Source organism: Rhodococcus sp. 5A-K4 (genome assembly GCF_046097995.1).
GTDB classification, from domain to species: domain Bacteria; phylum Actinomycetota; class Actinomycetes; order Mycobacteriales; family Mycobacteriaceae; genus Rhodococcus_F; species Rhodococcus_F erythropolis.
On sequence record NZ_JBJURM010000013.1, the window covers coordinates 111,892 to 126,781 of the forward strand.

The window sequence follows — 14,890 nt, forward strand, 5'->3', positions numbered from 1 at the left end:
ACGCAGTGTTCCCCTCTATTTGCCCGCACCGCTACCTGCTCGGCGACGCCTGACACGTTCCTCTGCTGCGGCCTCTTCGATGTCGAGTCCTTCCAATACGGTACGCAATACCTCGTCGTCGAGATCTCCGTCGTCACGTGCGGCGATCAGCGCAACTCGTTGCGAGCGCAGTGACTGATGCCGGAACTTGTCGAACAGAGCTCCCGCATTCCACAAGGCGGCCTCGCGATCGGCGTCCTCGTCGACCTCCTGGAGTTGAAGCCTCGCCTGCATCGAGCGTCGTACGCGTTCGACGATCGCCTGCAGTTCCTTCCCGTCGATCCCCGGCGGAGGGTGCGCGGCCGCGTCTGCCAACGCCTTCTCTCCCGCCTTGCGAGAAATGTTGCGGGCCAACTCCATCTGTTCCTGCGTGCGCAACTGCTCGTAAGGATCCGCGACGTCGAGGCGACGGATCATGAACGGCAAGGTAGATCCCTGGATGAGCAATGTCCCGACCGCGACGATGAACGCGATCGCCTGGATGACGCCGCGTCCGGGGAACGGCTCGCCGGACGAGAGTGCAAACGGGATACCGCCGGCCGCAGCAAGAGTGACGACGCCGCGCATTCCCGCCCACGAGACCACCAGATTCTGTTTCCACGTCAGTTGATTCTCGCGATCACGGCGCAGGGTTACACCGAATCGCACACGCGAGTAGCTCAGGAACAGCCACACCGGCCGAATCACGATGACAACGGCCAGGACTGCGAGACCGTACGCGAACACGTGAAGCACCGGAAGTCCGTCGGCGACAACATCGTCGATCACGAAGCTCAGCTGGAGCCCCATGTACGCGAAGACGAACATCTCGAGAAGAGTGTCCAGGCTCGACCACACCGAGCGCTCCTGCAATCGCGTCATGATCGACGCGTCCGTCGAATAGTGCCCGATCACCAGACCAGCGACCACAACGGCCAGAACACCGGACGCGTGTAGTTCTTCGGCGGCCAGGTAGGCAGCGAACGGAAGCACCAACCCCAAGCCGGTTTCCAGTGGAGAGTCGTACATGCGGGCACGAACGAACTTGACGACAAACGCGAGCACCAAGCCGACGACAACGCCGCCGATCACTTCGTACGCGAAGAACAACAGGGGCGAATCGGTGGCAATTCGCGTTCCGGTCACTGCTGCGACGGCGACGGTGAAGAGCGTGAGCGCGGTGGCGTCGTTGACGAGCCCCTCGCCCGTCAGGATGGCGATCACCCGTTTCGGGAGCCCGAGCTTCTGACCGACCGCCACCGCGCTGACGGCGTCGGTCGGCGCGATCACGGCCCCGAGCACCAGGGCGGCGCCGATCGTGAACTCGGGCACCATCCATTCGGAGAAGAAGGCAACCACGAACGCCGTCACCAACACCATTCCGACGCCGAGGCGCAAGATCGGGGCCAAGTTGCGTTTGAAGGTCGCCACCGAGAATTTCAGAGCGGCCGAGTAGAGAAGCGGCGGCAGGACCACACCGAGAATGACGTGGGGATCGAGTTCCGGCCGCGGCATACCGGGTATGAAGGATGCGACCGAACCTACCGTCACCAAAACCAGCGGAGCCTGCAGGTTTCGTCGATTGGACAGCCCGGTGACTGCGATGGCGGCAATGACGACCAGCAGAATCCAGGTGAAGTTCACGCGTTCATTCTGCCCGCCGACCCTGGGAGTTCACCTAGCGGACGCACAGAAGCCCGCAACCTTTTCGGTGACGGGCCCCTGAGCAACGGTGCTACCGAAAAACGGTATGCCGAATCCGGTATTACTGCTTTTCGGGAACAGCCTTCTTGGCGGCCTCAGCTGCCTTGTCGATCTGATCGCCGTACTTGTTGCCGGTCTTGTCGTCGGCGATGTCGGCGACCTTGTCGATAGCGTCGTGAACCTTGTCGGAGTTCTCCGCTGCGAGCTCCTGGCCCTTTTCGACCAATCCCTTGACGTTGTCCAAGAAACCCATGTCCGTGTCCTCTCCCGGTGCTGACGCACATCCTTCGGCGGAATCGTTCCTCCGCGCCCTTCGATTCTCACAGGTCGACGGCCTCTGCGCCAGAAAGCAGGTCCGTGCGTTCGAGCCGTGCGCAACTCGAGGTAGCGTTAACCCGCCAATAGCTGATTGACCACCCATCGACATCGACAGGTGCCCGGTTTGAATGCAGGACTGCGCGGGACGGGGAGCGACCCCTACCCCACGCGTGAACTGCTGTCCCGGTGGTGGTCGGATCGCACCGATTACACCTGGCTCCCCCGATTCCTCGACACTCGCGGGCTGACCGTTCCCGGACGCAAATTAGTCGCGGTGTGGTGTTTTCTCTTCGCGCTGATCGCGGCGACCATGCAGTTGAGCCGCTTCGGTTCCGACACCGCCCTGGCGCGGTCGATCTTTGCCCTCGGAACTATCAGTGGCGCCTATGCGGGCTACCGCTGGGCGCGTAACGAATCGTGGCCAACTTGGCGACAATCCGTGGCCTTTGTCGTCTGGGCCGACCTGTGGCTCGCCGTCACTCTCTTCTTCGCCGTACGCACCGCTTTCGTCGGAACCATCGGCTGCATCTTGTTCATCATGATCGGCTTCTATGCGGCGATAGTTCACAGCCCTCGCGTTGCCATCAGCCACATCGGTTGGGCTCTTGCTGTCTGCACGACGCTCGCTGCCATGGCGATGTCCGAGCCGGTCAACGACGCCTGGGTGGTCGTGAATCTCTATCTGATGGTTGCCGGTGTGGTTTTCTCCACCGCATGGATTCTGCAGATCGTCTGGCTGCGCCTGACCGACGACGCACGCAACGCCCACCGGGACTACCTCACCGCGACACTCAATCGCCGCGGACTCCAGGACGAGGCACAGCATCTGCTGCGCAGTGATCGAACGCAGGCTCTGATCGCACTACTCATCGACGTCGACTCGTTCAAAAACCTCAACGACACGCACGGGCACGTCGCGGGCGACGACGCGTTGACCGCTGTCGCCGACCGCCTCATCGCTGCCGCCGGCCCCGATGCGGTGGTGGCTCGAATCGGTGGAGACGAGTTCGTCGTCCTGCGCGGAGTCGATCGAGGAGACATCGAGCAGGTCGCCACCGAGATACATTCGGCGGTCTCGTCCGACTCCGATCCCTATCCTGTGTCCGCCAGTACCGGCGTCAGCGTCTATCTGAGTCCCGAGACGGACTTACCGGATCGAGCTGTCAACGAACTGATCGAGCACGCAGACAATGCGATGTACCGAGCCAAGAAGCGCGGCGGCGATCGCATTGCCTGGGTGCAGATGTTCAGGCGCTGAAACTACTCACTCACTGTGGGCATGGTGATGCTCGCCGGGCAGGTCGTCGGGTGTCGCGAACATCTTTCGTTTCTCCCCGTGCAGGCGTGCGCTGATCCACCACGAGAGTTCCACGAGTACAACGCCGATCGCGCCGAGGGTGATCGCGAGCGTCGTCGCAGCGACGTTGCTCGGATCCAGTTTGAAGAACTCACGGGTGAACGGCAGCGCGAACAGGATGAGGTATCCGGCCACCGACCCGCCGATCAGAACGAGCTTCCACCAGACGTACGGCCGAGCCACGACGGCCAGAACCCACACGGCGATCATGATCAACGTGATGAGCGCACTGGTTCCGGCCTGGATCTTCTGGGTTTCCGTCTGGTCCGGGCCTTGGTAAGCCAATACGTAGGAGATGAACGTGGTGATGCCGATGATCAGGCCCGACGGCAACGCCAGACGCATCACGCGCGAGACGAAACCGGTTCGCGCGCGCTCGTTGTTGGGTGCCAGAGACAAGATGAAGGCCGGGATACCGATCGTGAACCACGCTGCAATCGTGACGTGGCGGGGCAGGAACGGGTACGGCAGCGGTTCGAAGTCGAAGACCTGGGACAGGACGCCGGTGATGCCGATCAGGAACGCAAGCACCACCGAGTAGACGGTCTTGGTCAGGAACAGATTCGACACACGCTCGATGTTGCCGATCACTCGGCGGCCTTCCGCGACGACGTACGGGAGCGTCGCGAACTTGTTGTCCAGCAGCACGATCTGGGCCACGGCTCGGGTCGCCGGACTGCCCGAACCCATCGAGACTCCGATGTCGGCGTCCTTGAGGGCGAGCACGTCGTTGACGCCGTCACCGGTCATCGCGACGGTATGTCCGCGAGACTGCAAGGCAGCGACCATTTCCCGCTTCTGATCCGGTCGTACTCGACCGAACGTCGTTGCTCCGTCGAGAGTGTCCGCCAGCTTTTCCTGATCGCTGGGAAGATCCCGCGCGTCGATGGGACGGTCACCACCCTCGAGCCCGAGGGAACCGGCAACGGCACCGACGGAAACCGCGTTGTCGCCGGAAATGACCTTGACCGCGACCTTCTGGCTGGCGAAGTACTCCAACGTCTCCTGGGCGTCCGGGCGCACTTTCTGCTCGAGCACGACCAGAGCTTCGGGGGTGACGGTGCCCGGTGCGTCGGCGTCGTCGACGGGGAGGTCGCTGCTGCCGAGCATGAGGACACGAAGTCCGCTCGATCCCACTTCCTCGGCCTTGCGGGCCATTTCCGAGTCGGGATCGAGCAGCACGTCCGGGGCACCGAGTACCCAGTTGCCGTTACTACCGTACGACTGGCCGCTCCACTTCTTCGCCGAGGAGAACGGCGCCACCGCTGTCGCTTCGCCCCACCCGGAGTCGTCGGAGAGAGACTCGCGAATCGCCAGGACACTCGCGTTGGGGCGAGGGTCGGACGCGGCCATCGCGCTCAACGCGGACTTGACCGCAGTCTCCCCCGATCCACCCGGTGCGACGTCGACCTCGGACAGCCGCATACCGTTCTCGGTCAGCGTTCCGGTCTTGTCCGCGCACACCACGTCGACACGAGCCAGACCCTCGATCGCCGGCAACTCCTGAACGAGGCACTGGCGCTTGCCCAACCGGATCACACCGACCGCAAATGCAATGGACGTCATGAGCACAAGGCCTTCGGGAACCATCGGAACCAGAGCTGCCACCATGCCGTTGAGTGCCGGTCGGATCGGCAGGCCGATCGTGAAGAGCTGATTGAAGATGATCAGCGCACCCGCCGGAATCATCAGGTAGGTGATGAACTTCAGGATCTTGTCGATGCCGCTGCGCAGTTCGGAATGCACGAGGGTGAACTTGCTCGCCTCTTCGGCCAGCTTGGCCGCGTATGCATCGCCGCCGACCTTGGTGGCGCGGTATGCACCGCTGCCCGCGGCAACAAAACTGCCCGACAACACTTGCTGGCCACTCGCCTTGTGAACCGGATCGGCTTCACCGGTGAGCAGCGATTCGTCGACCTCGAGTGCAGCCGAACTGACCACCTCACCGTCGACGACTATCTGGTCACCGGATCCGAGTTCGATAATATCGTCGAGCACAACATCTTTGGGCGCCATCGCCACGGCGACGCCGTCACGCCTGACCATGGGCTTGGCCTGACTCACGATGGCCAGAGCGTCCAGCGTGCGCTTGGCGCGGATCTCCTGGATGATGCCGATACCGCTGTTCGCGATGATCAGCAGTCCGAACATGCCGTCGATGATCGAACCCGTCGCGAGCACGATCACCAACAACACGGTCAGGATCGCGTTGATGCGAGTGAAGACGTTGCCGCGAATGATGTCCTTGACCGAGCGAGACGCCCGATCCGGCACGTCGTTGGTTTGCCCCGACGCGATCCGGGCCGCAACCTGATCGGCGGTCAAACCGCGGGCGACGTCGACGTCATCCGGCAATCGCTCAGGGGCAACCGCCACTGCTGTCTCTTCTGAACTGGTGTGCTCGTGAGCCATGGTCAAAGATTACGCACCCGGAGCAACTAATCAGGGGCAGACGCGTGTGGCAACGGCTGCTACCCGAAGATCACATACCCAATGTTGCGGCCGCGAAGCCCAACGATTTGGGAAATGTGCGACTTAAGCGTCGGGCTCGACCAGTCGCCTTTCGAATCGTCTCCCAGTGTCCTCGTATCGCAGACGTTGGTAGAAGCGGTAAGAGATGTGGCGGTCGGATCCCGAAGACAAACGACTCGCGCGGGTCCCCGCGCGAGTCGCCCAATCCTCGAAACCAGCAACCAGATTGTCTGCCGCGCCCAAGCCGCGAGTCTGTGGATGCACTACGAGCGAGATCAGTTGCGCAACCCGCTGGTCCTATTCGAACGCCCAGACAAGGTGACCGCCAGCGAAACCGACGTTTACGTCCGAATCGTCCAACGCGCACAATCCTTGGTAGTCGGATAGTGCATTACCTCGTTTCGATCCTGTCCCGCATCTGCGCGGTTGTCTATCCGGCATGATCCGGTCACTCGTTCGCGTCACTGTTGCTGAGTCCTAAGTCAAGGATTTCACGAACGTCCGAAGCCAATGAGAGATGTCCCTTCTCCCCCAACGCGTTCATATATGAGTAAGCATCATGTTTCAAGCCGTCGTCACCTGACGCGATCGCCCGTGCGATAACGGCCGGGACCGCATTCAACGTCAAGTCATAGGCAACCAAGTCAGCTTCATCTCGCCCCTCTAACAGGAGTTTAAGAACTTCAAATGCCTGGCGAGGATCAATGCCAGAGGACGCTGCAAGCTCCTTACCGATGGTGTAACGCTCGGTGTTTAGATGTGGGTTCAGCGCTGCTGCCTCCTTCAGACGCGGAAGCCACCACTCCGTAGCGAATTTGTTGCTTTTCACAAACCACTGGAAGCCGCTGAGTTCATCTTGGTCCTCCGAATGATTCCGGACGTGCTCGACACGTGTATCCCACAGATCCGCAAACCGATCACGAATCTGATCGTCAACCGTTTCTGCGTGCATAAAGGCCCAGGCAATCTGACCGAAGGCATCACCACGGACCTTCGCTGGTACCACAGAGAGAAACTCACTGGCAACGGGATCATCCGTGCTCAAATGCCCGTGAATGATGGAACTTATGACCCACTCACCGATTCGCTGGAGCGGATCGGACTGGGTTTGCCAACCGACAACAAGCGGGTCTTCAGACCGAATCGCTCCGATCATCGCTGGACCCAACAACTCAAACAGCGTCGAGTGGTAGTGATGCACTGCCATCGCAGTCGTAAGTGCGATCTGCTGTTCGACTGAAAGCCCGGTATCTGAGCCGAATAAGTCCGCGATTCTCGGCGTCAACCACTCTCTGTCAACCGAGAGCAAACGTCCCAAGCCCTCTCCAATTACCGCCCGTGACGCGCCACGTAAGTCCACGCGCACTAGTTCGGTTTCTAGGGCAGATCGTGCGGCGTCATACCACTCAGTATCTTTGCCATGCGTCATCAGGTAGATAAGGCCGCGAATCCTGATCGGCCATTGCCAGTTAAGCGAGATCGTAAGTGGGTCCATCCCGCTATCTACTCCGGACCGAATGTACTCGTCCCACGCCATCTCGTCGGCCGCCGATGAAATCAGCAATTCGGCAAATTTGGCCATCACTTTGTCAGGTACCGTCAACGAGGCCCGGCCCTTGACTACTTCTTCCAGAAGACCAACTGCCGCTTGCTTGGCCCACCGAAAGTCGTCGTCATCATCACCTCGAGCACCCTCCCGAGGGAATGACGACTCAATATCGTGTTCCAGGACGCCCGCTATCAATTCGATGACCTGGGCCCAGTCCGGTTGTAAATCCGCTTTGAGTGCCGCCTCCCAGCCCCTCAGGACCGCTCTTAGATAGACCGGACGCAGCCGTTCAACAAGATTGCCGGCACCCGCAACCGCCTTTGGATTTGTTGCAGTGAGTGCGGTTAACGCGCGCCCCTGCCCCTCGTGGGAAGGGGCTGGCCCCCACCCGTCCCCTTTGTCGTGCCAGCTCTCAAGGTGGGACACCAACTCTGAGGGGGTCATCGCTGCCATCTCATCCTGATCAATCGGACTATTAGGCCCGGTCCAGGTAGTAATCCGCATGGTAGGTTCTCGCGGTGCTTCGATGACTCCAAAGTTTGAATCCAGTTCGGATAGTTTGGTCTGCAATTGCGCCGGTAGCGCTCCGACGCCGATCGCCGACAGCCACTGATGCTTCCAACGGTCCTCGTACTCCCGAATCCGTTCATCGATCACCGCGTCGTCAGCGCCGTCCTTGCCTATCCACTCTCGGAGGTGATCGTCGTCGTCCCGGGGGCCGATTTCGATAAATTGAGTAAGCGGTTCAAGGGATTCCGGCGACACATCAGCCACAGCGCGCGCGAGCTCTGCGTAATCAATCCGGCACGAGTCATCACTCGATTTCTCGTCAAATAGGAGTTCACGTCCTGCCGCTAAGAGATTTCCTTGCAAATGTTCAATGTTGCCGACCTGCCGGATTGCTTCGCTCAGCGAAAACAGTGCAATTTTTCGGGCAAGAATCATGTTGCTATTTAGTAGCACCAGTTTCGCGCCCGACGCATCGATCGACATCGCCTTGATCGCCAAATCTCGAACGGCGTCGATCAACACCTGTTCAACGCCGTCGTGGATACCTCCGCGGCTGCGCAGGGACTCCCTGGAGATGTACGTTACGTCCCTGCCCTTTCTTAGGTGACCAATGCGACGCTCGTATGCGATCAGCCAAGGCAAGACGAGCTCGAGCCCGTCATCTTCGAGAACCTCGACCAACTCCGGTAGTCCTTGCTCGTACCAATAGTCCTCAATGACAAAGCTCACCTCACGGCGGCCTCTCACCTTAGAAGGCTTGAATATCAGAGCGGCGAACCATTTGCCAACTGCATACTGCTCGCCCTGAATCAAATTCACAGCGAAAGCGATTAGGTCTCTCGGGTCAGTTCTCCAACCAAATCCACTAGGTTGCCATTTCCTGATCAGCGGTTCAAGACGCGCCGCCTGATACGCTGGAAGAGATGCACCAATTGAGAAAACACCTCGCTTAACCCAAGCGTTCTTGGTCGCACCAAAAGTCAGCAATACCTTGACAACCGCTTCGGGTTCCTCCGGCGCTACCCGCATAAGATAGCCGATTTCTGGCCAATATACGTCCCGAATAAGACCGTCTTCGGCCTGCTCGGGCTCAGGAGGATTCTTGAAGGCACCTTCCTTCGCCAAGGGTTCGACCCACTCCGTATTTCTGAGTTTTTCGAAGAATGCACGCCTCAATTGGAGGGTCGGAATCTTCCGCAAAACTTCTTTGACTTGTTCATCCGTCGGAATCTGAAACGCCTCCATCACATGTCTCCCTCGACTGGTGCGTTAATTTGGGTGAGTAGTTCCTCTAACGAGCGCAAATTTTCGAAAAATACCGTCGTACGAACCTCGATAATATCTTCAACAATCTTCATGACGGCGAGAATCCGTGCGTCGTCTGGGAGTTTCCTTTCACTCTCATGATTCCGGTCGATGTGCGTCCAGCCTAAGAAGAACTGATAGGCCTCTAGCCACTGATTCACAGCGGGGTGCTTATCCTTCATTATTCCAGTCACAAGAGCCGATGCGTTGCTCCTGTTTCGACCCTCTTCTTGAACTACCGCAGTAATGAGTCGATCAAAAGCTTGAGCCACTGCTTTTGGCACAGGCACTATGTCCTGGTCCGCACCCAGGTCGACGTCAGGGTGATCGGCAAGTAACCTCGGGAGACCTTTCGTTAAAGAGGACGACGACGGGTTCGGCCGCGGAATGGAAGTCTCAGCCAGTATCACGGGGAGACCGTTCATCAACTCACGCATACAATGGCAAACAACCGAAATCCGGGCAGGTTCGCAATCTAATTCAACCTCTGAGCAAAGCGCCCCTAACGCCATCCGATAGACACCTGCGAGCCTGGGGTTGCGGTCTCGTAGAATTTCAATAATTCGATTTTGGCGCACGTCGAAATCTTGGTCACTGGCCATAACTTTCCTCCATCGACAGCGCCCAAGCACCCCTCACCTGCGCGATGAGCATGTGCGCGTACCTGAAATCAGAATAACGAGCGACTCCTCATTACGGTTAATTGAACAGATCAGCCAGCGAGGTTGATTCTCCACACATGGGAGCGTACCAGCGCGGACTTCTTACAGTGCCCGAGCTTCAATCATACTGGCGACCGCGAATGGGAAACCGACGGCCAGTTCCATCTGTGCCACGAAGCGAATCCAACAGACAAAACGAGAACTCTTGGGCTAAGCCAGCCGAAAGGGGGGACTCGACCCGAACAATGGACGTTTGCTGTGCTTAGAGGCAAGTATCGCAAGTTTGAATCTGCTTTCGGAAGCGTCCACTGCCGATATCGCACGAAACCTCCAGCTAAACCGACTGCTTTCATACCTGACTGGCGGGGAGGTACCGGTGACCTCAAAGACCCCGGCCTTCCCTATCTGTCTCTCGGCCTGCCTCGCTCATCCCAGCGGTATCCACCACTTCGACGGAGGTGTGGGTGACAACGCGTCGATCCTGCCGCCCGGCATCGGAACCGACACGGTCGTGCCTGCCTCTGCGGCCGACTCGTTGAGGCGAATGATCGGCTCCGACCACGAATGAAACGCGAGGTTGAACGTCGCCCAGTGAATCGGGACGAATACACCGCGCGAACCGTCGCCCTTGTTGAGGTCGATGTGCGTCTGCACTGCCTCTTCCGGATTCATGTGAATGTCCGGCCACCGAACGTCGTACGCGCCCACGGGGAGAAGCGTCAGATCGAAAGGCCCATAGGTTTCACCCAACTGTTCGAAACGTGATGTGTATCCGCTGTCTCCGCCGAAGAACACCCGGTGTTTCGGACCGGCGAATACCCACGACGCCCACTGCGTCGTGTTCCGGACGAGGCCACGACCGGAGAAGTGACGAGCCTCGGTGCACGTGAGGACCAGGTCGTCGATTTTTGTCGACTCGTCCCAGTCCAATTCCACGATCCGGTTCTCGGGCACCTTCCAGTGCCGCAGGTGAGCCCCGATACCGATCGGAACGACAAACGGAGCGGTCTGGGTGCGAGTCAGAATCTTGACCGTCGCCATGTCGAGGTGGTCGTAATGATCATGCGAGATGACTATCGCATCTACCGTCGGTAGATCAGCCAAGGCCACGGGAGTGGGATGCATACGTGCGGGACCTACTGTGGCCGAGGGTGATACGCGTTCGCTCCACACCGGATCGGCGAGAACGCGGTAGCCGTCGACCTCGACGAGAACACTCGAATGGCCGTACCACGTCACGGCCGCGTCACCCGCTACCGACGGCGCCAGCGGAGTGGCCAACGGAATCGGCTGACGCGGCCGACCCGTCGACCCCCGTGTAGCCATCGACTTGAACATCCCGGCATCGGTGCCCGGAACCAGAGTGCTGCTGGGCTCCGAGTTGTGGAACTGGCGATCCCGGTATCGCGGGGACATCGCCGCGTACGGTTGCACTGTGTTTCGCGACGCCCCGATCTGCGTCGGGATTCCCCATGCGGCTCGCGCCACCCACCCTGTCGCCGCGGCAACAGCCGCAACTCCGAGAACCGTCGTCTTCTTCATTCAGACGAGCGTAGCCACTATCTGTCCCGCGTGCCTGGTGCCTGTTTTCCCTGCAACGAGCTTTACTTTCCCTTGAATACGGGAGGGCGGTTCTCGATGCGGGCGGCGCGGGCTTCCTGGACGTCCTCGCTGAGCCAGGCGGCGTGGAGGGCGTCGAGTTGCTCGGGAGACTGTTCCTCCATGGTGCCGTCGTCGTTGAGAACCATCTTCATGTGCCGCAACGACAGCGGTGCGAGATTGGCGATGCGGTGCGCCCATTCCTGAGCGTCGTCGAGGGTTCCCAGCTTGTTGGCGAGACCGCGAGTGAAGGCTTCCTCGGCGCCGATCTGTTCGATGCCGAGCAGAATGGTACGCGCCGGACCGCCGCCGACCAGCGACGCGAGCCGACGCATGGTCCACTTGTCCACCGAGACTCCGAGAGTGGCCGCGGGGATTCCGAAGCGAGCGGTCGGTGCCACGACGCGCAGATCCGACGCGATGGCCAACTGGGTACCGGCGCCGATGGCCGGACCGTTGACAGCGGCAATGACGGGGATGGGCGCCGTGTCGATCGACCGGAGCATTTCGAACAAGCGGTCGGTGAAGCCCTCCATGTAGACGTCGCCGGACAGGTCCGCGCCTGCACAGAACGCCGATCCCTCACCGGTGATGACGACAACGTGCGCATGCTCGGCGACTGCCGCGTTCATCGCGTCCCGTATTGCGATGCAGAGTTCGGCGCTGAGCGCATTACGACGCTCGTGACGCTGCAACTCGATGGTCACGACGTTGCCGTCACGGGAGAACCCGATCATGTCCGCTCACTTTCGTTTCTGGAAGGCTCGACACACGGGAGTTCCGAGGCGCCGCTACCGTCCGCATACTTCTCTGCAGCTAAGTTCTGTACATCAGGAGGTTAGATTACCGATGAGTACAGACGACCTTGCCGCACAGCAACCACACCCGGTTGACGTGGTGGTGATCGGTGCGGGACAGGCCGGACTCTCCGCCGCGTACTACCTGCGCAAGTTCGGAATCGAACCCGAATCGGGGTTCGTGGTGCTCGATCATGCGTCCGGTCCGGGCGGAGCGTGGCAGTTCCGATGGCCGAGCCTGACACTGAGCACCGTCAACGGTGTGCACGACCTCCCGGGAATGTCCTTCGCGGAAACCACCGGTACAGACGCCGAACAAGTGCCTGCATCGGTGGCGGTCCCCCATTACTTCGAACTGTACGAAAAGCAATTCGAACTTCCCGTCCACCGCCCGGTACACACACGGGTGGTGTGTCCGAGGGAAGAGCGACTGCGAATCGAAACCGACCAGGGAGTGTTCGCGGCGCGAGGCTTGATCAACGCGACGGGAACCTGGGAGCGCCCCTTCATCCCCCACTATCGCGGGGCCGAGTCCTTCCGTGGCCGACAACTCCATACGAAGGACTATCGAACCGCTGCGGAGTTCGAAGGCAAACATGTTGTGGTGGTCGGCGGCGGTATCTCGGCCGTCCAACTGCTCGACGAGATCTCACGCGTCACGACCACTACCTGGGTGACGCGGCGCGAACCCGAGTTCCGCGACGAGCCGTTCACGCCGGACATCGGCCGCGCTGCGGTTGCCATGGTCGAAGATCGTGTACGACGCGGCCTGCCACCGGGATCCGTTGTCTCGGTGACCGGCCTCCCCGTGACGCCTGCCATCCAGGCAGCGCGAGAGCGCGGTGTGATGAATCGTCTGCCGATGTTCTCCGAAATCCTTCCGAACGGCGTGAAGTGGGCCGACGGTACCGTCGTCGACGCCGATGTCATCTTGTGGTGCACCGGTTTTCGTAGCTCACTCGATCACCTGGCGCCGTTGCACCTGCGCGGACCGGGTGGCGGAATCCCGATGACCGGGCGCCTCGCCACGCAGGTCGAAGCCGACCCTCGCGTACACCTGGTGGGATACGGACCGTCGTCGTCGACGATCGGAGCCAACCGCGCCGGCCAAGCGGCGGCGCGCGAACTGACCGCGTACCTGGGAATCGGCGAATGAACAGAATACTGATTCCGGGCGAAACCTGCTGGCGCATCGAACCGGCCGACAATCTTGCCTGCATCGTCGACGCCGCTGACTACTTTCATCATGCGAAGTCCGCAATGCTGCAAGCCGAGAAGCGAATCATGTTGATCGGCTGGGACTTCGACACGCGCATCAAACTCGAACCAGGCAAGCAGACGCTCGACGGCCCCAACCGATTGGGAATGTTCCTCCGCTGGCTGGTCCGCGAGAAACCCGACCTCGAAATCCTCGTACTCAAATGGAACATCGGCGCGTTCACCGCAATTGGGCGCGGCATGACTCCCGTCTTCGTGTCCAACTGGCTGACCGACGAGCGCCTTCGGTTCGAGATCGACGGTGCCCACCCGGTTGGTGCGGCGCACCATCAGAAAATCATCGTCATCGACGACGCTCTGGCATTCTGCGGCGGCATCGACATGACGGTGGACCGCTGGGACACCTCGGATCACGTCGACCGCAACGACTACCGGATCACACCGAGCGGAAGACGTTACGGCCCTTGGCATGACGCAACCACGGCGGTCGACGGCAATGCTGCCGCGGCCATCGGCGAATTAGCGCGGGCACGCTGGAAATCCGCAACCGGAGAGGACCTCCCACCGGTCCAGAGCACTGCGACGCCGTGGCCGGTCAATTTGGCTCCTACCTTGCGCGTCGTCGACGTGGCCATCGCCAGAACGCTGCCGGAACTCGGCGAACGCACAGAGGTACGCGAGATCGAGGCGCTCTATCTCGCGGCCATCGCCGGGGCAGAACACACGCTGTACATCGAAAGCCAGTACCTCGCCTCACGCACGCTGGCCGAGGCGATTGCCGCGCGTCTACGTGAGGCCGACGGGCCGGAGATCGTTCTGGTCATTCCGCGCAATGCCGATGGATGGCTCGAACAAAAGGCGATGGACGGGGCACGCCACGACCTGCTGCATTTGCTGTGGTCGGCCGATATCCACGACCGGTTCGGTGCGTTCTATCCCGTGACCTCTTCCGGCGCACCAATTTACGTGCATGCCAAGGTCCTCGTGATGGACGATCGCCTCCTGCGAATCGGGTCGTCGAACCTCAACAACCGTTCGATGGGCTTCGACACCGAGTGCGACATCGCCGTCGAATCCGACGACGACGCAGATGTCGAGTTGCGCGCCTCGATCATCGGATTGAGGCGCCGGCTACTCAGCGAGCACCTCGACGTCACCGAGGAAGAAGTCGACGACGCGTTGGGTGAGCAGTCACTGTTGTCGACGGTTCGCGCTCTCTCGACCTCCGACGCTCGCAGTCTGCGCGAATTCGACCGGAATACAGTCGACGGCGAAGACCACGTGCTCGCTGAAAATGCACTGATGGATCCCGAGCGCACGCCGCCCAGACTGAGCGATCGAATCGAAGGATTGCGCCGCCTGCTCGGCAAACGCTGAGACT

Annotated in this window: 10 protein-coding genes and 1 pseudogene; 3 read left to right on the forward strand and 8 right to left on the reverse strand. The window is 60.4% G+C overall.

What is annotated here, in order from left to right; translation table 11 throughout:
- Positions 1 to 15: 15 nt before the first annotated feature.
- On the reverse strand, positions 16 to 1,662 hold the full coding sequence (locus tag ACKAMS_RS18465) for a Na+/H+ antiporter (RefSeq protein ID WP_042451113.1): 1,647 nt from the start codon (positions 1,660 to 1,662) through the stop codon (positions 16 to 18).
- 121 nt (positions 1,663 to 1,783) lie between these two features.
- Positions 1,784 to 1,975: an antitoxin gene (locus ACKAMS_RS18470; protein WP_003940164.1), complete on the reverse strand. Its 192-nt coding sequence runs from the start codon at positions 1,973 to 1,975 to the stop codon at positions 1,784 to 1,786.
- 180 nt (positions 1,976 to 2,155) lie between these two features.
- On the opposite strand from ACKAMS_RS18470, the gene ACKAMS_RS18475 reads away from it, so the two are divergent.
- Entirely contained in the window at positions 2,156 to 3,298 is a 1,143-nt protein-coding gene (locus ACKAMS_RS18475; RefSeq protein ID WP_075834106.1) for a diguanylate cyclase, read from the forward strand.
- Positions 3,299 to 3,304: 6 nt separating this feature from the next.
- Here the strand turns inward: ACKAMS_RS18475 and ACKAMS_RS18480 are convergent, their stop codons facing one another.
- The 6 genes and pseudogenes from ACKAMS_RS18480 to ACKAMS_RS18505 all read right to left on the reverse strand — a co-directional run bounded on the left by ACKAMS_RS18480 (position 3,305) and on the right by ACKAMS_RS18505 (position 12,231).
- Positions 3,305 to 5,809, reverse strand: a complete 2,505-nt coding sequence (locus tag ACKAMS_RS18480; RefSeq protein WP_408989352.1) for an HAD-IC family P-type ATPase — start codon at positions 5,807 to 5,809, stop codon at positions 3,305 to 3,307.
- Between the two features lie 123 nt (positions 5,810 to 5,932).
- Positions 5,933 to 6,151 (reverse strand): annotated as a pseudogene (locus ACKAMS_RS18485) (GNAT family N-acetyltransferase); the annotation flags it as partial.
- A 166-nt stretch (positions 6,152 to 6,317) separates the two neighbouring features.
- Positions 6,318 to 9,173, reverse strand: coding sequence for a hypothetical protein (locus ACKAMS_RS18490; RefSeq protein WP_408989353.1), 2,856 nt, complete (start codon positions 9,171 to 9,173; stop codon positions 6,318 to 6,320).
- Positions 9,173 to 9,835: a hypothetical protein gene (locus ACKAMS_RS18495; protein WP_125461333.1), complete on the reverse strand. Its 663-nt coding sequence runs from the start codon at positions 9,833 to 9,835 to the stop codon at positions 9,173 to 9,175. The genes ACKAMS_RS18490 and ACKAMS_RS18495 overlap by 1 nt, the downstream gene beginning before the upstream one ends.
- A gap of 486 nt (positions 9,836 to 10,321) precedes the next feature.
- Complete coding sequence (locus tag ACKAMS_RS18500) at positions 10,322 to 11,437, reverse strand: MBL fold metallo-hydrolase (RefSeq protein WP_019744844.1); 1,116 nt, start codon at positions 11,435 to 11,437, stop codon at positions 10,322 to 10,324.
- Between the two features lie 62 nt (positions 11,438 to 11,499).
- Entirely contained in the window at positions 11,500 to 12,231 is a 732-nt protein-coding gene (locus ACKAMS_RS18505; RefSeq protein WP_019744845.1) for an enoyl-CoA hydratase, read from the reverse strand.
- Between the two features lie 112 nt (positions 12,232 to 12,343).
- On the opposite strand from ACKAMS_RS18505, the gene ACKAMS_RS18510 reads away from it, so the two are divergent.
- Together ACKAMS_RS18510 and ACKAMS_RS18515 are read left to right on the forward strand one after the other, a co-directional pair.
- Positions 12,344 to 13,447 carry an NAD(P)-binding domain-containing protein gene (locus ACKAMS_RS18510; protein ID WP_046379033.1) on the forward strand — a complete coding sequence of 368 codons (1,104 nt, stop codon included), beginning with the start codon at positions 12,344 to 12,346 and terminating at the stop codon, positions 13,445 to 13,447.
- The gene (locus ACKAMS_RS18515; RefSeq protein WP_060938182.1) at positions 13,444 to 14,886 is read left to right on the forward strand and encodes a phospholipase D-like domain-containing protein; all 1,443 of its coding nucleotides are present in this window, start codon (positions 13,444 to 13,446) and stop codon (positions 14,884 to 14,886) included. The genes ACKAMS_RS18510 and ACKAMS_RS18515 overlap by 4 nt, the downstream gene beginning before the upstream one ends.
- Positions 14,887 to 14,890: the final 4 nt, after the last annotated feature.

What these genes read in the sequence shown, in the direction of transcription:
- ACKAMS_RS18480 (WP_408989352.1), bottom strand. Translation starts at nt 5,809, where the DNA reads ATGGCTCACGAGCACACCAGTTCAGAAGAGACAGCAGTGGCGGTTGCC.
- ACKAMS_RS18490 (WP_408989353.1), bottom strand. Translation starts at nt 9,173, where the DNA reads ATGGAGGCGTTTCAGATTCCGACGGATGAACAAGTCAAAGAAGTTTTG.
- ACKAMS_RS18505 (WP_019744845.1), bottom strand. Translation starts at nt 12,231, where the DNA reads ATGATCGGGTTCTCCCGTGACGGCAACGTCGTGACCATCGAGTTGCAG.
- ACKAMS_RS18500 (WP_019744844.1), bottom strand. Translation starts at nt 11,437, where the DNA reads ATGAAGAAGACGACGGTTCTCGGAGTTGCGGCTGTTGCCGCGGCGACA.
- ACKAMS_RS18470 (WP_003940164.1), bottom strand. Translation starts at nt 1,975, where the DNA reads ATGGGTTTCTTGGACAACGTCAAGGGATTGGTCGAAAAGGGCCAGGAG.
- ACKAMS_RS18495 (WP_125461333.1), bottom strand. Translation starts at nt 9,835, where the DNA reads ATGGCCAGTGACCAAGATTTCGACGTGCGCCAAAATCGAATTATTGAA.
- ACKAMS_RS18515 (WP_060938182.1), top strand. Translation starts at nt 13,444, where the DNA reads ATGAACAGAATACTGATTCCGGGCGAAACCTGCTGGCGCATCGAACCG.
- ACKAMS_RS18510 (WP_046379033.1), top strand. Translation starts at nt 12,344, where the DNA reads ATGAGTACAGACGACCTTGCCGCACAGCAACCACACCCGGTTGACGTG.